At 65.9% G+C, this 16,952-nt stretch carries 18 protein-coding genes and 1 pseudogene; 12 read left to right on the forward strand and 7 right to left on the reverse strand.

Annotation, left to right across the window (positions count from 1 at the left end; translation table 11 throughout):
• Positions 1 to 133: 133 nt before the first annotated feature.
• From ABQ039_RS02245 to ABQ039_RS02265, 5 genes and pseudogenes are all read right to left on the reverse strand, one after another.
• Entirely contained in the window at positions 134 to 1,885 is a 1,752-nt protein-coding gene (locus ABQ039_RS02245) for a peptidoglycan-binding protein (RefSeq protein WP_221232370.1), read from the reverse strand.
• A gap of 73 nt (positions 1,886 to 1,958) precedes the next feature.
• Positions 1,959 to 2,495 (reverse strand): hypothetical protein, encoded by a 537-nt coding sequence (locus ABQ039_RS02250; protein ID WP_184609990.1) that lies wholly within the window; start codon positions 2,493 to 2,495, stop codon positions 1,959 to 1,961.
• 233 nt (positions 2,496 to 2,728) lie between these two features.
• Positions 2,729 to 3,235, reverse strand: a complete 507-nt coding sequence (locus tag ABQ039_RS02255) for a hypothetical protein (RefSeq protein WP_104577324.1) — start codon at positions 3,233 to 3,235, stop codon at positions 2,729 to 2,731.
• Between the two features lie 290 nt (positions 3,236 to 3,525).
• Positions 3,526 to 3,756 (reverse strand): annotated as a pseudogene (locus ABQ039_RS02260) (hypothetical protein); the annotation flags it as partial.
• A gap of 148 nt (positions 3,757 to 3,904) precedes the next feature.
• A complete protein-coding gene (locus ABQ039_RS02265) occupies positions 3,905 to 4,831 on the reverse strand; it encodes a phosphoribosylaminoimidazolesuccinocarboxamide synthase (protein ID WP_184609992.1) in 927 nt (308 codons plus the stop codon).
• A 207-nt stretch (positions 4,832 to 5,038) separates the two neighbouring features.
• On the opposite strand from ABQ039_RS02265, the gene ABQ039_RS02270 reads away from it, so the two are divergent.
• Complete coding sequence (locus ABQ039_RS02270) at positions 5,039 to 5,368, forward strand: DnaJ family molecular chaperone (RefSeq protein WP_016901358.1); 330 nt, start codon at positions 5,039 to 5,041, stop codon at positions 5,366 to 5,368.
• Between the two features lie 115 nt (positions 5,369 to 5,483).
• On the opposite strand, the gene ABQ039_RS02275 is transcribed toward ABQ039_RS02270, so the two are convergent.
• Complete coding sequence (locus tag ABQ039_RS02275; protein WP_039511280.1) at positions 5,484 to 6,323, reverse strand: outer membrane protein; 840 nt, start codon at positions 6,321 to 6,323, stop codon at positions 5,484 to 5,486.
• Between the two features lie 123 nt (positions 6,324 to 6,446).
• On the opposite strand from ABQ039_RS02275, the gene rpe reads away from it, so the two are divergent.
• From rpe to ABQ039_RS02330, 11 genes are all read left to right on the forward strand, one after another.
• Positions 6,447 to 7,118, forward strand: a complete 672-nt coding sequence (gene rpe / locus ABQ039_RS02280; protein WP_349778098.1) for a ribulose-phosphate 3-epimerase — start codon at positions 6,447 to 6,449, stop codon at positions 7,116 to 7,118.
• On the forward strand, positions 7,115 to 7,606 hold the full coding sequence (locus tag ABQ039_RS02285; protein WP_349778099.1) for a GNAT family N-acetyltransferase: 492 nt from the start codon (positions 7,115 to 7,117) through the stop codon (positions 7,604 to 7,606). The genes rpe and ABQ039_RS02285 overlap by 4 nt, the downstream gene beginning before the upstream one ends.
• A 233-nt stretch (positions 7,607 to 7,839) precedes the next feature.
• Complete coding sequence (gene yegS / locus ABQ039_RS02290) at positions 7,840 to 8,769, forward strand: lipid kinase YegS (RefSeq protein WP_126965267.1); 930 nt, start codon at positions 7,840 to 7,842, stop codon at positions 8,767 to 8,769.
• 249 nt (positions 8,770 to 9,018) lie between these two features.
• Positions 9,019 to 10,494, forward strand: coding sequence for an anthranilate synthase component I (gene trpE / locus ABQ039_RS02295; protein WP_184609994.1), 1,476 nt, complete (start codon positions 9,019 to 9,021; stop codon positions 10,492 to 10,494).
• A complete protein-coding gene (locus tag ABQ039_RS02300; protein ID WP_349778100.1) occupies positions 10,494 to 11,555 on the forward strand; it encodes an aminotransferase class I/II-fold pyridoxal phosphate-dependent enzyme in 1,062 nt (353 codons plus the stop codon). Before trpE ends, ABQ039_RS02300 begins: the two co-directional genes overlap by 1 nt.
• 27 nt (positions 11,556 to 11,582) lie before the next feature.
• On the forward strand, positions 11,583 to 11,732 hold the full coding sequence (locus ABQ039_RS02305; RefSeq protein ID WP_349778101.1) for a hypothetical protein: 150 nt from the start codon (positions 11,583 to 11,585) through the stop codon (positions 11,730 to 11,732).
• A 21-nt stretch (positions 11,733 to 11,753) separates the two neighbouring features.
• Positions 11,754 to 12,332, forward strand: a complete 579-nt coding sequence (locus ABQ039_RS02310; RefSeq protein WP_024938197.1) for an aminodeoxychorismate/anthranilate synthase component II — start codon at positions 11,754 to 11,756, stop codon at positions 12,330 to 12,332.
• A 175-nt stretch (positions 12,333 to 12,507) separates the two neighbouring features.
• Complete coding sequence (locus tag ABQ039_RS02315; RefSeq protein ID WP_016902430.1) at positions 12,508 to 13,140, forward strand: flavin reductase family protein; 633 nt, start codon at positions 12,508 to 12,510, stop codon at positions 13,138 to 13,140.
• A gap of 116 nt (positions 13,141 to 13,256) precedes the next feature.
• The gene (gene trpD, locus ABQ039_RS02320; protein ID WP_046345540.1) at positions 13,257 to 14,294 is read left to right on the forward strand and encodes an anthranilate phosphoribosyltransferase; all 1,038 of its coding nucleotides are present in this window, start codon (positions 13,257 to 13,259) and stop codon (positions 14,292 to 14,294) included.
• 54 nt (positions 14,295 to 14,348) lie between these two features.
• Positions 14,349 to 15,221, forward strand: a complete 873-nt coding sequence (trpC, locus tag ABQ039_RS02325) for an indole-3-glycerol phosphate synthase TrpC (RefSeq protein WP_374057853.1) — start codon at positions 14,349 to 14,351, stop codon at positions 15,219 to 15,221.
• Positions 15,214 to 15,930 carry a haloacid dehalogenase-like hydrolase gene (locus ABQ039_RS02330; protein ID WP_349778102.1) on the forward strand — a complete coding sequence of 239 codons (717 nt, stop codon included), beginning with the start codon at positions 15,214 to 15,216 and terminating at the stop codon, positions 15,928 to 15,930. Before trpC ends, ABQ039_RS02330 begins: the two co-directional genes overlap by 8 nt.
• A 281-nt stretch (positions 15,931 to 16,211) precedes the next feature.
• On the opposite strand, the gene crp is transcribed toward ABQ039_RS02330, so the two are convergent.
• A complete protein-coding gene (gene crp, locus ABQ039_RS02335; RefSeq protein WP_024938194.1) occupies positions 16,212 to 16,904 on the reverse strand; it encodes a cAMP-activated global transcriptional regulator CRP in 693 nt (230 codons plus the stop codon).
• Positions 16,905 to 16,952: the final 48 nt, after the last annotated feature.

Here is a 16,952-nt window from a genome sequence, read left to right on the forward strand (position 1 = left end):
GACAGGCAATTCGCGCGGCGTGTGCAGTCAGGCGCGGCCGCAGCGCCGCTCTCGGGGCTACTGTCGAAAGCAGACAGACACAAAAAAACCGGCCAGACATCTGGCCGGTTTTTCGTGCTGCGGCGTTGAACCGTCAGCGGCCGCCGATCGCAACCCGCTGCTGCTCATCCTGCGCACGCTGCTGCGAAGCCTGGCCAGCCAGCAATTGCGCACTGGTCTGCTCCAGCGGGGGAGCTGGCTGGTTCAGATCCACCGCCGCACGGAAGCCCGGCGTGGTGCCCATGACAAATGCCTTGCCATCCTGCACGGTGACGTTCTGCAGTTTGTCTGCCGAATCGATACCGTTCTGCTTGGCCTGCAGGGTGACGTGGGCCGCGGTCTCGTTGGAGATCATGCTGGGCAGCTTGCTGCGGATTGCGTTGTGCAAGGCATGGTCCGGATGCGAGGCATCGTCGAGCGACGGCCCCTTGGGTGCAGCAACCGGCGTCTGCACTGCCTGTGCCTGGGCCGGTTGTGCGGACAACGCGGCCTGCGTGTTGCGCCCCACCACGCCATCGGGCTGCAGCCCGTGCTGCTTCTGGAACGCAATCACCGCCTCACGCGTGTTGTCGCCAAAGCGGCCATCCTCGGCAAGCCGGTTGCCCTGCGCATCGCGCACGCCGAGACGGTTGAGGTCCTGCTGCAGCTTGCCGACATCACTGCCTTGCTCGCCATGCCGCAGCGTGCCATTGCCACCCGCTGTCGCCGGCTGGGGGTGGCGCGCGCCGGACTCCTGCTGATGGCCCTGATTCCAGAATGTCTCCGGACTGGTCAGCTTGCCGTTGGCATCGCGCAGCTGGTAATGCACGTGCTGCGCGTACTGGCTGTTACCGTTCGGGCCGCGTCCACCCATCGTGCCGATGGCATCGCCTGCAGACAGCGTCTGACCTTCCTTCACCTTGAGCGCGTCCAGGTGCAGGATCTCGTGCGAGTTGCCCTGTGCATCGCGAATCTTGACGGTGCCGTAGTTGCCGCCCGCGAAGGTGACGGTTCCGGCGACCGGCGAATGCACCGTCGGGTGCTGCATGTTGCGGCCTGTCTGGCCACCCTGGTAGTTGAAGTCGGTACCGCCGTGATCACGGGCACTGCGATGCTCGCCGTAATGGCCGGTGATGTGCGGTGCCGTCCCGTTCTGCGGTGGGAGCATCCGTTCCATCGTCTGCTGAAACGAGCTGGATCCACCATGCTGTGGCTGCACAGGTGCTGGTGCAGTGTGCTGCACCGGCTGTCCGAGCTGGCCATGGGCCAGGTTGTTCATCAGCTCTGGAGTGATATCGCGCTGCCAGCGGGCAAACCGGTTCTCGCGGTCGGCCAATCCATTTGGCGGATCGCCGCCGTTGATCGCAACACCTGCCGCATGCGCGTCCTGCCTGGCGGCCTGCGGCACGTTGTTTTGCCAGTACCAAGTGGCGATGCGGGATGCGTTTTCAGGTTGTGCCGCCAGATCGGGGTGTGCCACCAGATCCAGGTTCAACGCTTCGCCCGCCGCACGATATTGGTCCTTGCCGGTGAGCTGCATATAACCGCGGCCACGGTACAGGTAGCCGTCGCCGGGCTCGTTATTGCCCATGCGTCCGCCATACATCAATTCGGCCAGTTTTTCCGGTTGCCCGCGCAGGGCATCCAGACGTGCCTGCTCCAGGGCTTCGGGGCCCTCACGCAGTGCGGAGCGCACCTTCGAACTCACCTGTGAGGATCCGTGCGTATAGCGGAACCCTTCTTCCAGGCGGTTGAGGCCCATCGATTCATGACCCACCTGGGCCATGAAGTTTGCCAGCTCCTTCGGCTGGGTAATGCCTGCAGCATAGGCTGACTGGAGCAGTCCTGTTTCACGATCGGTTGCCATGGTGTAACTCCTCATTTCTCAGCAACATGAAATAACGGACTCCTTCCTTGTCCGTGCAAACCATTACGTCCCTTTAATTCGCCTTCTCGGCTGCGGCGTCGTCCAATGCCGCAGCTTTCTTCAATGTGGATGGATCAAACTCCTGAAACGCCACCGTGCCGAAGTCTTTGGCGGTCAATTCCAGGGTGTTGTGCTGCTCGGTCTCGGTATCGGACAGGTCACGCACCACCTTGTCCAGCAACCAGGTCTGCTTGTCTGCCGAATACTTGAACGTGAAGTCGTCTGCCCAGCGCTCGCGCGATCCGCCGGAAATGGAAATGGTGAATTGCCCGGTCTGGATGCGCGAAAACGCGTAGGGGTCGCCTGCCAGACCGCCGCAACGGGCGCATGGCACGATCTTGCTGTTTTCTGAGGCCTTCCGCAGCGCACCGTCTGCGGTCTGCGTCAGCAACACCACCGTACGCGGTTGTCCATCGCCAAGTTTTTCGGCGCCGCTGGAGGGTGGTGAAATCACCATCAACGCATCGGAGCGGCCCGCGCCAGTCAGATCGCCACGGATGGTCTCTAGAGCCTTCGATCCCGCCGGAATGAAGGAGTCTATCGTGCCCATAGGTACAGTCCCTTGTGTCGGTGTTGCGGGGGTTGGTGCGGCAGGTGCGGACGGCTGCGTCGCCGCGGTACCGGCAGCGGGGGTCGACTGCCCGGTCGCACCGCCAGCTTGAGGTCCGTTACAGGCCGCGAGTGCAACTGCCAATGCAGGGCCGATCAGTCGGAAAGGACGCAAGGTTATCTCCTGAAACGTTGGCGGATATGCCATTACCAGTGTCGCCACTAGCGCGCTGATTAAAGGGACTGGTCGTCCACCTTAACCAGCATCCAGCAGGGGCGCTGGGCGAAGTGGTAGACCTGCTGATCGCCGGTGTCCGGCGTGCGGACCAGTACCTGGCGGCCATCGGCCTCTTCGGAAATCGTGACCTCGCGGCCGCCGTTGCGGGCTGCCTCCAGGTTGGGAATGACAGGCCATTCGACCTTGGCCAGCGGAACCGTGCGGGTGACCGGGGCGGGCTCGGGCTGTGCGTCCGGGTCGAGCTGGATCATCGTCAGCGGATCGGCGGTGGCCTTTTCCTGCACTGCAATGTCTGCACTGAAGCTTTTCAGAAATGCAGAGAAGTCGGCGCTGGGGCAGGTTGTCGCCTGCGCAGGCGTTGCCGGAGCAGTGGCGGGTGCCGAGGCTGCAGGTGCTGCATTCGCAGCAGGCGTCGCTGCGCCGGCTGGCTCTGCTTGCGGCTTGCAGGCGACCAGCGCCAGGCTCAGTGCGAGAGCATGCAGGGACGTTCGGAAACGGGCCAAGGGATCCTCCTGATCATTGCGGGGCAACTGGAGCGCGGGCGGGATGTTATACGCGCGCTGCTTGCCAATGTGTGAAGGCTGGCAGAGTCGTGGCTTGCGCAAACTGGCCGGCGTGCGGCAGGCCAATACCCTCGCAGAACAAGCAGCCTGACGGTGGCCCCGGTGCTCGGGTGAGTCCACGGCCATTGATTGCAGTCAGCAAAGCCGGGTTATCTCGATCGATCCTGCGCAAAAGTCATGATGATTTGATCATGGTTTGGCCGGAGATTTATCCGGTATGGTGCGGCTGACTATATCCCGTTTGAAAATACATCGAGTGCATCCGCACCCACCCATCCCTGCGCGCAGTCGCCGACGTATTGCCCCGGTGCGGCGGCATGGCAGCTCTCGCCAGTGGAGCTCTTCGGGCGTTGGATCGGCCTGTCGCCATATGTTCCGCATGCCGGGTTGTTCTTGCATCCGGCGACGCTGTCTGCAGGAATCGCAATGACGCGGTAATACGGAGGTTTCTGTCCGACGCGGCTGCGGAATGAAAAGTATGAGAGCGCCATTGCGACTTTTCTGGGCAACAGACCGCGTCAGGTGCATCTTTCAGCGCCCAATAAAGAGCGCTGCCCGCCATTGTTGCTTTAATACAGCATCAAAGCCCCAGGAGCGGGGCCTTGGAGATCAATCGACCGAAATGCCCGCCAACCGCTGCAATGCTTCGGCATATTTTGCGCGCGTGCGTTCGATCACTTCTGCCGGCAGGCTGGGGCCGGGTGCGGTCTTGCCCCAGTTCAGGGTTTCCAGATAATCGCGCACGAACTGCTTGTCGTAGCTGGGCGGGCTGGTGCCGAGTTCGTACTGGTCGGCCGGCCAGTAACGCGACGAGTCCGGGGTCAGCATCTCGTCCATGATGTACAGGCGGCCATCGGCATCGGTGCCGAACTCGAACTTGGTGTCGGCCAGCAGAATGCCGCGCTCGGCGGCAAAGTCGGCGGCGAAACGGTAGATGCGCAAGGTGGCATCGCGGACGCGTTCGGCAAGCTCGGCGCCGACGGTCATGACCATCGCGTCGAAGTCGATGTTTTCGTCATGGTCGCCGACTGCGGCCTTGGTCGACGGGGTAAAGATCGGCTCGGGCAGTTTCTCGGCCTGGCGCAGGCCGTCGGGAAGTTCGATGCCGCTGATCTTGCCGGTGCGCTGGTAATCCTTCCAGCCGCTGCCGATCAGGTAGCCGCGTGCGATCGCTTCCACCGGCACCGGCTTGAGCTTGCGCGTGACCACGGCGCGCTTGGCATACAGCGCCGGGTCCACGCCTTCGGGCAAGACCTGCTCCACGCTGATGTCGACCAGATGGTTGGGCATCAGGTGTTCGGTCTTGTGGAACCAGAAGTTGGAGACCTGGCACAGCATCTCGCCCTTGCCGGGGATCGGGTCGGGCAGCACCACGTCGAACGCGGACAGGCGGTCGGTCGCCACCATCAACAGATAATCGCCCGGGGGCGCATCGGCGGGCAGGCGCTCGCGGGGAATGTCGAAGACATCGCGGACCTTGCCACGGTGACGCAACGGCAGGCCGGGCAGATCGGATTGCAACAGCGTGGTCGACACAGGCACTCCTAAGGACGTCGCAATGACGCTGTCCCCGGGACCCGGCGGGCCCGCGGGTGGGCAGCGGGCCGCGTAGTGTACGGCGCTTCGGCGCGCGCCGCTGGATTTATTGGGGCCGCCCCGGTGGCCGGCGTGCATGCCGCGTCAGCCAGGCCGGGCGGGCGTTCGGGTAAGATCGCCAGCCCGCCTTCCCGCCCCCGATCGCCCATGTCCTGGTACGGAAAACTGCTCGGCGCACTGGCCGGCGCCCTGCTGTTCCGCGGCGCGCCGGTACTCGGGCTGATGATCGGCCTGGCGATCGGGCATGCGGTGGACGCCGGCTGGTTCAAGCGCCGCGCCGACAACCCGTACGAAGCGCTGGGACTGGAGCCGGACGCCACCACCGCCGAGATCGACCTGGCCTACCGCCGGCTGATGTCGCGTTACCACCCGGACAAGGTGGCCAACGCCGAGCCGGAAGCACGCCGCCAGGCGGAGAAGAAGGCCAGCCAGATCAATGCGGCCTACGATCGGATCCAGCGCCTGCGCAAACGCTGATCCAGCCTACGCTGCAATATCGCTGCCAGGCACCCGCACAGGGTCGGCATGGGCGCCATAAATGAAAACGCCCGACCCATGACAGGTCAGGCGCGGTCACTCGGACGCTAAGCACTCAGAAGCGATAGGTCGCCGTCAGGCGCACCGCATTCGACGAAAAGTCGGTATCGCTGCGACGCAGGTCGGTGCCGGCCGGATTGACGCGCAGAAACGGGTTGGTCGCCGGCGCGGTCCCCGGCCCGACCCGCACGCGGGTGTCTTCGTCCTGCAGGCGGGTGAACAGGTATTCCACACCGACCGAGACGTTGTCGCTCAGGCGGCGCTGCAGGCCCAGGCCGGCCTGGTAGCCGTCGGCGCTGTCGCCGCCGCTGCTGGTGAAGCTGTTGGCGGTGTTGCTGCTGGAGAAGCTGTGGTCGAACTCGCCGCGTGCCACGCCGGCGGTGAAATAGGCCAGAAAGTCGCCCTGCGCGCCAAAGGCATAACCGATACGGCCGCGCAGTGCGGCGGTGCGGTTGAGCTGGCGGGTGAAGGTGTAGAACGCCGGGGTGGTGCTGAAGGCGCTGACGCTATCGCGCAGGTCGTTACGGGTGTACTCGGCAACGACGCCGTAGACCCAGTTGCCGGCCTGCCAGTCGTAGCCCAGCCGCGCACCGTATTCGGCGCCGCCCTTGTCCTTGCTGCAGCCACTGGCCGGGGTGCGCCCGGCCGCCGCGCCGCCGCAGAAGCCGGGCGAGAAGGCATCGGCGCCGGTCGGGGTGCTGACCTGGTCGCCGTCGCGGCCATCCAGGTTGGTGTCGAAGCCGAAGCGGCCGCCGGAAACGCCGCTGACGTCTGCGCCGCCGACATTGGCGCCGATCGAGAAACCTGACCAGTCGGCCGGGCCGGTCTGGGCCCAGGCGGACGGGGCGAGGGCCATCAAAACAAGCGCAGCGGAGGCGAGCGGGGTGGTCTTCATGCGGTGTCCTTGGCGAAAGGGCGCGGTGCGCCGGTTCAGGTGCATACGCAGCCTGGACCGCTGCGGATGCACTGGCTTTGCGCGCCTGCGACAATGTGTTTCCCGTTCCTTGACGAGCTGCCCATGCAACCGACGGCGATTGCCCCGTCCATCCTGTCCGCCGATTTCGCCCGTCTGGGCGAGGAAGTGAACAACGTCCTGAAGGCCGGCGCCGACTGGGTGCACTTCGACGTGATGGACAACCATTACGTGCCCAACCTCACCATCGGCCCGATGGTGTGCCAGGCGCTGCGCAAGCACGGCATCACCGCGCCGATCGACGTGCACCTGATGGTCGAGCCGGTGGACCGCATCGTGCCGGACTTCGCCGAGGCCGGCGCCACCACCATCAGCTTCCATCCCGAAGCCAGCCGCCATGTACATCGCACGATCCAGCTGATCAAGTCGCACGGCTGCAAGGCCGGCCTGGTGCTCAACCCGGCCACCCCGGTGGACATTCTGGACTGGGTGCTGCCGGAGCTGGATCTGGTGCTGGTGATGTCGGTCAATCCCGGCTTCGGCGGGCAGGCCTTCATTCCCTCGGCGCTGGACAAGCTGCGCGCCATCCGCAGCAGGATCGACGCCCTGGGCAAGCCGATCCGGCTGGAGATCGATGGCGGGGTCAAGGCCGACAACATCGGCGCGATCGCTGCCGCCGGTGCCGACACCTTCGTCGCCGGCTCGGCGATCTTCAACGCACCCGACTATGCGCAGGTGATCGCGCAGATGCGCGCGGCGGTGGATGCGGTGCGATGAGCGCGCCCGCGCTGCAGATCCGCGCCGCCACGCCTGACGATGTGGCGCTGCTGCATGAGCTGATCACCGCACTGGCGGTGTACGAACGCGAGCCCGATGCGGTCAAGGCCAGCCCGCAGGACCTGCGCGCCAGCCTGTTCGGCGAGGACGCCACCGCGCATGCGCTGATCTGCGAGCAGGACGGCCAGGCCCTGGGATTTGCGGTGTATTTCTTCAATTACTCGACCTGGCTCGGCCGCAACGGCCTGTATCTGGAAGACCTGTTCGTGCGCCCGCAGGCGCGCGGGCAGGGTGCCGGTCTGGCCTTGCTGCGGCACCTGGCCCGGTTGGCCGTGCAGCGTGGCTGCGGGCGTTTCGAATGGTCGGTGCTGGACTGGAACCAGCCGGCCATCGACTTCTATCAGGCGGCCGGTGCGCGCCCGATGGACGGCTGGACCGTCTACCGGCTCGACGGCGAGCGCCTGGCCGCGTTCGCCGCCGGCGCCTGAGCGCGGCCTGCGCGCCGCCGCGGCACGCAAAGAGAAGGCCGCTCCCCTGGGAGCGGCCTTCGAGAAAAATTGGAGGCTGATCCTGCCTCCGCCCGTCGTCCCTGCTATGGCCTTCCATCCTCCGGGTCATCGGTGACATGCCGATGACAGCCCGGCGACATTGCGTATTCACGATGCGCGCAGCGGGCCGCTGCTAGCCTGCGTCCACCACCCCCACAGCATTGGCAGCGTGCATGGCCGCGTCCCACTGGCGTCTGATCCTCAACGGCAAGTCCACCGACAATCTGGATCTGCGTGAGGCGGTGGGAGCGCTGCGCAAGCGCGGCATCCAGCTCGAGGTGCGGGTCACCTGGGAAGACGGCGATGCCGAGCGCTATGTCGGCGAAGCGGTTGCCGACGGCGCCCACACCGTGATCGCGGCCGGCGGTGACGGCACCTTGAGCGAAGTGGCTGCCGCACTGGCGCATCACACCGCCGACGCCGCCACGCTGCCATCGCTGGGCCTGGTGCCGCTGGGCACCGCCAACGACTTCGCCACTGCCGCCAACCTGCCGATCGAACCGCTCGCTGCGTTGACGCTGATCGCCGAGCGCCCCGCCGAGCCGATCGACCTGCTGCGCATCGATGCCGAGCACGGCCCGCACTGGTGCGCCAACGTCGCCAGTGGCGGGTTCGGCACCCAGGTCACCGTTGAAACCGACGAAGGCCTGAAGAAGATGCTCGGTGGCCTGGCGTATCTGATCACCGGCATGTCGCGGCTGGGGCGGATCGACCCGATCAGCGCCCGCTTCAGCGGCCCGGATTTCAACTGGGAAGGCGAGTTCATCGCGCTTGGCCTGGGCAACGGGCGGCAGGCCGGCGGCGGCCAGGCGCTGTGCCCGGAGGCCTTGATCGACGATGGCCTGCTCGACGTCACCATCGTGCCCGCGCTCAACGGCGAAGTGGCCGCCACCCTCGGCACCCTGGTCACCGGCGGCAAACAGGCCGCGCTGGAACGTGTGGCCGTGCGTGCGCGGCTGCCGTGGCTGGAGATCGTCGCCCATCAGCCGCTGACCTTGAACCTGGATGGCGAGCCGGAAACTTCGCTGCATTTTCGCATCGAATGCGTGCCGGCGCGGTTGCGGATGCATTTGCCGGTGGAGTGCCCGTTGCGGAGCGCTTGAGGGTGGGGAATCGGGATTGGGGAATCGGTAGAGCGTGGGCTGGCTGTTCTGCGCCAGGCTGGCCCGCCCGGCTTCGCAATTTGCTTGGCTTTCGCCTCGGGCTTGCTGCCCTGGCGCGGCAGTTGCGCTACAGTAGGGACGTGTCCCGCTTGACGACTCCACGCTCCTTCTCTTCCGCTCGCCGCTGGTGGCGATGGTGGCCCGTTGCCGTCGTCCGCCCCGCCACAGAGTCCCGGAAGGAAAGTCGTCTTGATCACTGCAGAGCAGTTCCAGCGCCAGGCCGCTGAAGGTCACACCCGTATCCCCGTCGTCCGCGAAGTGCTGTCCGACCTGGACACGCCGCTGTCGGTCTATCTGAAACTCGCCGACGGCCCCTACACCTATCTGTTCGAATCGGTCGAAGGTGGCGAACGCTTCGGCCGCTATTCCATCATCGGCCTGCCGGCGCGGCGCGTGTACAGCTTCCGCGGGCATACGCTGGAAATCAGCGAGCACGGCGAAGTACTGGAAACCCGCGAGGTCGCCGACCCGCTGGCCGAAGTGGACGCCTTGCGCGCCGAGCACTCGGTGCCGCAGCTCGACGGCCTGCCCGGCTTCACCGGCGGCCTGGTCGGCTGGTTCGGCTTCGAGTGCATCCAGTACATCGAACCGCGCCTGGGCAGCGGCAACAAACCCGATGAGCTGGGCACGCCGGACATCCTGCTGATGCTGTCCGAAGAGCTGGCGGTGTTCGACAACCTCAAGGATCGGCTGTACCTGATCGTGCACGCCGACCCGCGCCAGCCGCAGGCCTATGTGCGCGCCAACCGGCGCCTGGACGAACTGGCGCATCGGCTGCGTCAGGGCGGTGCCGGGTATCCGCAGGCGCAGGTTTCCGATGCGATCGACGAGTCGGACTTCCACTCCTCGTTTACCCGCGAGGAATATCACGCGGTGGTGCGCAAGGCGCAGGAATACGTGCGCGCCGGCGACATCTTCCAGGTGGTGCCGTCGCAACGCTTGCGCGTTCCGTTCCGTGCGCGTCCGGTGGATGTGTATCGCGCGCTGCGCGCGCTCAATCCCTCGCCGTACATGTATTTTCTCGATGTCGGCGGCACGCAGGTGGTGGGCTCCTCGCCGGAAATCCTGGCGCGCCTGCGCGATGGGGTGGTCACCGTGCGGCCGATCGCTGGCACCCGCCCGCGTGGTGCCACGCCCGAGCAGGACAAGGCGCTGGAGGCCGAACTGCTGGCCGACCCGAAAGAGCGCGCCGAGCACGTGATGCTGATCGATCTCGGTCGTAACGATGTCGGCCGCGTGGCCGAACCGGGCACGGTCAAGGTGGGCGAGCAGTTCGTGATCGAACGCTATAGCCACGTCATGCACATCGTCAGCGAGGTCACCGGCACGCTCAAGGCCGGCCTGAATTACAGCGACGTGCTGCGTGCGACCTTCCCGGCCGGCACCGTCAGCGGCGCGCCAAAGATCCGCGCGCTGGAGATCATCCGCGAGCTGGAGCCGGTCAAGCGCAACGTCTATTCCGGCGCGGTCGGTTACATCGGCTGGCACGGCGATGCCGACACCGCCATCGCGATCCGCACGGCGGTGATCCAGGATGGGTATCTGTACGTGCAGGCCGGCGGCGGCGTGGTCTACGACTCCGACCCGGATCTGGAATGGCAGGAGACCATGAACAAGGGCCGCGCGCTGTTCCGTGCGGTCGCGCAGGCGGCCAAGGGGCTGTGATGGACGGGCAGGGCAACGCTGCGCGCATCAGCTTCCGCAACGATTACAGCGAGGGCGCGCACCCGCGCCTGCTGCAGGCCTTGGCGCAGGCCAGCGCCGAGCAGAACGCCGGCTACGGCACCGATCGGCATACCGCGCGTGCGGTTGCGTTGATCCGCAGCGCAGTCGCGCAGGCGCAGGCCGAGGTGCATTTGCTGGTCGGCGGTACCCAGACCAACCTGACCGCGATCGCGGCGTTCCTGCGCCCGCATCAGGCGGTGATCGCGGTGGAAGCGGGGCACATCGCCACGCACGAAACCGGCGCCATCGAAGCGACCGGCCACAAGGTGCTGACCGTACCCGCGTTGCACGACAAGCTGACCCCGGCGCTGATCCAGCCATTGCTGGATGTGCACGGCAACGAGCACATGGTGCAACCGCGCCTGGTCTACATCTCCAACAGCACCGAGAGTGGCACCATCTACAGCCGTGCCGAGCTCGAGGCGCTGTCGCGTTTCTGTCGCGCGCACGATCTGCTGCTGTATCTGGATGGTGCACGCCTGGGCGCCGCACTGACCGCCGACGGCAACGATCTGGATCTGCCCACGATCGCCGCGTTGACCGATGCGTTCTACATCGGCGGCACCAAGAACGGTGCCTTGCTCGGCGAAGCGCTGGTCATCGTCACTCCTGCCTTGCAGGCCGACTTCCGCTACCTGATCAAGCAACGCGGCGCGTTGCTGGCCAAGGGCATGTTGCTGGGATCGCAGTTTGCCACTCTGTTCGAAGATGGCCTGTTCTTCGCGCTGGCCGCACACGCCAATGCGATGGCCCAGCGCCTGCGCGCGGGATTGCTGGCCGCTGGCGCGCAGTTCACCAGCGATTCGCCGACCAACCAGCAGTTCATCGCCGTCAGCGCGCAGCAGGCCACGCAGCTGGCGCAAGGCTACGACTTCGAGCGCTGGGAAGTGCGCGCCGATGGCAGTCAGGTGATCCGCTTCGTGACCTCGTGGGCGACTACGGCCGCGTCGGTCGATCGGCTCTGCGCGGATGTTGCCGCGCTTCATCGCGGCGTGCCGTGAGCATGCGCACCAGATGGAGCGAAACAGATGAAGCAACTCGAACGCCGAAATGTTGCCTATCCCGGTTCGCTCGATGCTGGTCAGGTGCGTGGCAGTCATGCCGCGCCATCGCCGATCGCAGAGTCACCTGACGCCGGCAGCCTGACCTTCACCCAAAATATCTATGCGGTCTTCTGATCGCGCAATGAGTCCTTTGCCATGCTGCTGATGCTCGACAACTACGACAGCTTCACCTACAACCTCGTGCAGTACCTGCAGGCGCTGGGCGCCGAGGTCACGGTGGTGCGCAACGACGCGATGAGCGTAGATCAGATCGCCGCGCTCAGGCCCGAGCGCATCGTGATCTCGCCCGGCCCGTGTACCCCGAACGAGGCCGGTATCTCGCTGCAGCTGATCGAGCAACTGGGCCAGACCACGCCGATCCTGGGCGTGTGCCTGGGCCATCAAAGCATTGGGCAGGTCTACGGCGGCGATGTGATCCGCGCCGACACCATCATGCATGGCAAGACCTCGCCGATCCGCCACCAGGGCAAGGGCGTGTTCGCCGGCCTGCCGGACAGTTACGAGGCAACCCGCTACCACTCGCTGGTGGTGGACAAGACCACCTTGCCCGACGCGCTGGAAGTCACCGCCTGGACCGAGAATCCGGATGGCTCGATCGAGGAGATCATGGGCCTGCGTCATCGCCAGTTTCCGGTCGAAGGCGTGCAGTTCCACCCCGAGTCGATCCTGACCCAGCACGGTCATGCCTTGCTGAAAAACTTCCTGCAGCGTTGATCGAAATGCACAGCACACACGTCGCAACGGCTGCCGCAACCCTTGTCGGTCTCGATGCAGTCTTCGGCGCCATCGATGCACCAGCGATCGATGCGCGCAATGCCTGCAATTGCCTGTGCGCCAGCATGCGGCCGGCTCCCCGTTTCGCTTCGTTCACACCTGCATCCGGATCACGATGAGCACCGCCAGCGACAGCTTCCACTTCTACGAACCAGGCCAGGGCCACGGGCTGCCGCACGATCCGTTCAACGCCATCGTCGGTCCGCGGCCGATCGGCTGGATCGGCTCGCGCAGCGCCGAGGGCATCGCCAATCTGGCCCCTTACAGCTTCTTCAATGCGTTCAACTACGTGCCGCCGATCGTCGGCTTCGCCAGCATCGGCCGCAAGGACAGCCTGCGCAATATCGAAGCCACCGGCGAGTTCAGCTGGAACCTGGCCACGCGCCCGTTGGCCGAGGCAATGAACGCCAGTGCGGCGATGGTGCCGGCGGAGGTCGACGAGTTCGTGCTGGCCGAGCTGCAGATGGCGCCATCGCGGCTGATCGGTGCCCCGCGCGTGGCAGCCAGTCCGGTCAGTTTCGAATGCCGGCTCAGCCAGCTATTGCCGCTGCAGAGCGCAGCCGGGCAGGCCATCGAAACCTGGCTGGTCCTGGGCGAAGTGGTCGGCGTGCATCTGGCGCACGCGGCGTTGCAGGACGGCATCTACGATCCCGCAGCCGTGCAGACGATTCTGCGCGCCGGCGGCGCCGCCGACTATTTCGAAGTGCAGGCGCAGGCACGCTTCCGCATGCGGCGCCCGGGCCAGTGAGCGCTGCGCGCCGCGTCGCTGCATGGCATTGCCGCCATGCGCGACTGCAGCGCCAGCATTGATCGATCAAGCTCGCTGCCGCCTATCTTTCCCACGTTTTGCCACGGTCCTCGTCCATGCCCATCACCCCGCAAGAAGCCCTGCAACGCACCATCGAACACCGCGAAATCTTCCACGACGAAATGGTCGAGCTGATGCGCCAGATCATGCGTGGCGAGGTCTCGGACATGATGGTCGCGGCCATCCTCACCGGGCTGCGGGTCAAGAAGGAAACCATCGGCGAGATCGCCGGCGCAGCCACGGTGATGCGCGAGTTCTCGCGTCGCGTGGAAGTGAGTGATCGCCGGCATATGGTCGACATCGTCGGCACCGGCGGCGATGGCTCGCATACCTTCAACATCTCCACCTGCGCCATGTTCGTGGCCGCCGCCGGCGGTGCCAAGGTCGCCAAGCACGGCAACCGCAGCGTCTCGTCCAAGTCCGGCAGTGCCGACGCGCTGGAGGCGCTGGGCGCGGCGATCGAGCTGCAGCCCGAGCAGGTCGCCGCCTCGCTGGCGCAGACCGGTATCGGCTTCATGTATGCGCCGGTGCATCATCCGGCCATGAAGGTGGTGGCGCCGGTGCGCCGCGAAATGGGCGTGCGCACCATCTTCAACATCCTCGGCCCGCTGACCAATCCGGCCGGCTCGCCAAATATCCTGATGGGCGTGTTCCATCCGGACCTGGTCGGCATCCAGGCGCGCGTGCTGCAGGAACTCGGTGCCGAGCGTGCGCTGGTGGTGTGGGGCCGCGATGGCATGGACGAGCTTTCGCTGGGGGCCGGCACCCTGGTCGGCGAGCTGCGCGATGGCCAGGTGCGCGAATACGAAGTGCATCCGGAGGATTTCGGCATTGCGATGTCGGCCAGCCGCAACCTCAAGGTGGCCGATGCCGCGCAGTCGCGCACGATGCTGCTGCAGGTGCTGGACAATGTGCCCGGCCCGGCGCTGGACATCGTCGCGCTCAACGCCGGTGCGGCGCTGTACGTGGCAGGCGTGTCCGACAGCATCGCCGAGGGCGTCGTGCGTGCGCGTGCGGTCCTGGCCGATGGCTCGGCACGTGCAAGACTGGACGCCTATGTCGCCTTCACCCGGCAGATTGCCTCACAGGCCTGACCCCTCCCACTGCACCGGCAGGCATGCGGCGGCATCCTGATCATGACCGCTGGCATGCTGGGGGCTGGCGCGTGGCGGCCGGTTGCGGCCGTCTTGACCGATAATGCCCGACCGCCAGGACCCGATACGATGAGCGATATCCTCAACACCATCCTTGCCCGCAAGGCCGAAGAAATCGCCGAGCGCAGTGCGCGCGTGCCGCTGGCCGAGCTGATCGCGCGCAGCGCCGACCTGCCGCTCACGCGCGGGTTTGCCGCCGCCATGCAGGCCAGCATCGCCGCCGGCGAGCCGGCGGTGATCGCCGAGGTGAAGAAGGCCAGCCCGTCCAAGGGCGTGATCCGGCCCGACTTCCACCCGGCCGACATTGCGGTCAGCTATGAATTCGGCGGCGCCAGCTGCCTGTCGGTGTTGACCGATGTGGACTTCTTCCAGGGCGCCGATGCCTATCTGCGCCAGGCGCGCGAGGCCTGCACGCTGCCGGTGCTGCGCAAGGACTTCACCGTCGACCCCTACCAGGTCTACGAGGCGCGCGTGCTCGGCGCCGATTGCATCCTGCTGATCGTCTCGGCACTGGACGATGGGCAACTGGCCGAGCTCTCCGGCCTGGCCATGCAACTGGGCCTGGACGTGCTGGTGGAAGTGCACGACATCGACGAGCTGGAGCGCGCGGTGCAGGTGCCGGTGCCGCTGGTGGGCATCAACAACCGCAATCTGCGCACCTTCGAGGTGACGCTGCAGACCACGCTGGACATGCGCGCCGCCGTGCCGCGCGACCGCATCCTGGTCACCGAAAGCGGCATCGTCACTCCGGACGATGTGCAGTTGATGCGCAGCCACGGCGTGAACGCGTTTCTGGTCGGCGAGACCTTCATGCGCGCGGCCGAACCCGGCGAGTCGCTGCGTCAGCTATTCTTTGCGCATGACTGAGGCGTATCCCGTACCGCGCGACGACGCACCGCTGGTGGTCTTCGATTTCGACCACACGCTGTATGACGGCGACTCCGGCAGCCATCTGTTCGCCTGGCTGATCAAGCGCAACCTCTTGCGTCTGCTGGTGGCGCTGTTGGCCTCGCCGATCCTCGGCCCGATGGTGGCGATGCTGCCGACCCGCCGCCGCGGCGTGTCCGGGTATGTGTGGATCGCCACCTTTGGCCTGCACCGCACGCGCGAGTTCAACCGCTTCATCGATGCGTACGTGCTCAAGCATGAAGCGCAGATCCGGCAGCGCCTGTTGCCGCACGCCTTGAAGGTGTTCACCGACCACCGCGCTGCCGGCGACCGCGTGGTGGTGGCCACCGGCGCGCCGCCGGAACTGGCGCGCGCCATTCTCGGCTTTGTCGCCCATCAGGACGTGCCGGTGATCGGCAGCCTGGTCGGTCCGCGTCTGGGCGCGGTCACCGCGCGACGTCACTGCCACAACGAAGAGAAGATGCGCATGCTGCGCGAGCGCGGCTATGCCGACATCGCCATTGCCTATTCGGACAGCACCGCGGATCTGCCGCTGTTGAAGGCCGCGCGCGCGCCGGTGGTGGTCAATCCAAAGGCCAATCGCGAAGCGCTGTTCCGGCAGGTGCTGCCGGCCGGCACGCCGATCCTCAACTGGGGATGTCGCGATCGCGGTGGCAAGGCGCTGTAGCGCCTGGCGCCGGTAGCGGCGCGCAGCCTGGCGGGCACGGCAGGTATTCGAACTTGGCAGCTACCGCACAGAGGCACGGATTGATTCGCGCGCATCCAGTGGCTGTTCACCAAGATTTACTGGTCACGCCAAGCCGGCCGGAGCAGCAGGGAAGGGTAAGCACCTAGTAATGCATAGCACGCGGCGGCGCCGCGCGCCCGACTGCATCAGTCCGCATGCCGTGCGGCATGCGGTTCAAGTTGCGGCCGGTGCAGTGCTGCACCAGCCGCGACCACAACCGGTCAGCGGGTGCCGTAGAGCACGACGGTCTTGCCGCGTGCATGCAGCAGGCCGTCGGCCTGCAGCTTCTTGAGCACGCGCCCGGCCATCTCGCGCGAACAACCCACCAGACGTGCCAGTTCCTGCCGCGATACGCGCAGCTGGGTGCCCTGCGGGTGACTCATCGCTTCCGGCTCCTTGGACAGGTCGTGCAGGGTGCGCACGATGCGGTCGGTCACGTCCAGGAATGCCAGGCGGCTGGCTTTCCTTGTGGTGTCGAGCAACCGCTTGGACAGCTGAACGCCAATCGCGTACAGGATGCGGGGCGCATCCGGGGACAGACTGGTCTGGAACAGCTGCTGCAGCCGCTCGTAGCTGATCTCGGCCAGCTCGCACTGGGTGCGGGTGCGCAAGATCACCTCGCGGGTATCGGATTCGATGAACAACCCCATCTCGCCGACGAACTCGCCGCTACCGAAGTAGCCCAGCACCAACTCACGATCGTCATCTTCCTCGGCAATGATGCTCACCGAGCCACTGATCACGTAATAGAGGGTGCCAGCCGGGTCTCCCGGCCGGAACACATCGGTCCGGGTCGGATAGCGCCTGCGATGGCTGTGCGCCAGGAAACGCTCGATCGTGCCCGCGTCCAGCGCCAGAGAAGGGGTAGCGTTACGTACCGTCGTAGTCACAACCGTCGTGTTTCCTGGGCTCATGGTAGTTCCGCGTGTAATTCCTGAAGCTTAACGGCATGAGTCATGCAA

The organism is Xanthomonas sp. WHRI 6108 (assembly GCF_040202385.2).
Classification (GTDB): domain Bacteria; phylum Pseudomonadota; class Gammaproteobacteria; order Xanthomonadales; family Xanthomonadaceae; genus Xanthomonas; species Xanthomonas arboricola.

Coding starts and splice junctions, on each gene's coding strand:
- ABQ039_RS02245 (WP_221232370.1), bottom strand. CDS start 1,885: ATGGCAACCGATCGTGAAACAGGACTGCTCCAGTCAGCCTATGCTGCA.
- ABQ039_RS02250 (WP_184609990.1), bottom strand. CDS start 2,495: ATGGGCACGATAGACTCCTTCATTCCGGCGGGATCGAAGGCTCTAGAG.
- ABQ039_RS02270 (WP_016901358.1), top strand. CDS start 5,039: ATGTCCTGGTACGGAAAACTGCTCGGCGCACTGGCCGGCGCCCTGCTG.
- ABQ039_RS02275 (WP_039511280.1), bottom strand. CDS start 6,323: ATGAAGACCACCCCGCTCGCCTCCGCTGCGCTTGTTTTGATGGCCCTC.
- rpe (WP_349778098.1), top strand. CDS start 6,447: ATGCAACCGACGGCGATTGCCCCGTCCATCCTGTCCGCCGATTTCGCC.
- ABQ039_RS02285 (WP_349778099.1), top strand. CDS start 7,115: ATGAGCGCGCCCGCGCTGCAGATCCGCGCCGCCACGCCTGACGATGTG.
- yegS (WP_126965267.1), top strand. CDS start 7,840: ATGGCCGCGTCCCACTGGCGTCTGATCCTCAACGGCAAGTCCACCGAC.
- ABQ039_RS02300 (WP_349778100.1), top strand. CDS start 10,494: ATGGACGGGCAGGGCAACGCTGCGCGCATCAGCTTCCGCAACGATTAC.
- ABQ039_RS02305 (WP_349778101.1), top strand. CDS start 11,583: ATGAAGCAACTCGAACGCCGAAATGTTGCCTATCCCGGTTCGCTCGAT.
- ABQ039_RS02310 (WP_024938197.1), top strand. CDS start 11,754: ATGCTGCTGATGCTCGACAACTACGACAGCTTCACCTACAACCTCGTG.
- ABQ039_RS02315 (WP_016902430.1), top strand. CDS start 12,508: ATGAGCACCGCCAGCGACAGCTTCCACTTCTACGAACCAGGCCAGGGC.
- trpD (WP_046345540.1), top strand. CDS start 13,257: ATGCCCATCACCCCGCAAGAAGCCCTGCAACGCACCATCGAACACCGC.
- trpC (WP_374057853.1), top strand. CDS start 14,349: ATGCTGGGGGCTGGCGCGTGGCGGCCGGTTGCGGCCGTCTTGACCGAT.
- ABQ039_RS02330 (WP_349778102.1), top strand. CDS start 15,214: ATGACTGAGGCGTATCCCGTACCGCGCGACGACGCACCGCTGGTGGTC.
- crp (WP_024938194.1), bottom strand. CDS start 16,904: ATGAGCCCAGGAAACACGACGGTTGTGACTACGACGGTACGTAACGCT.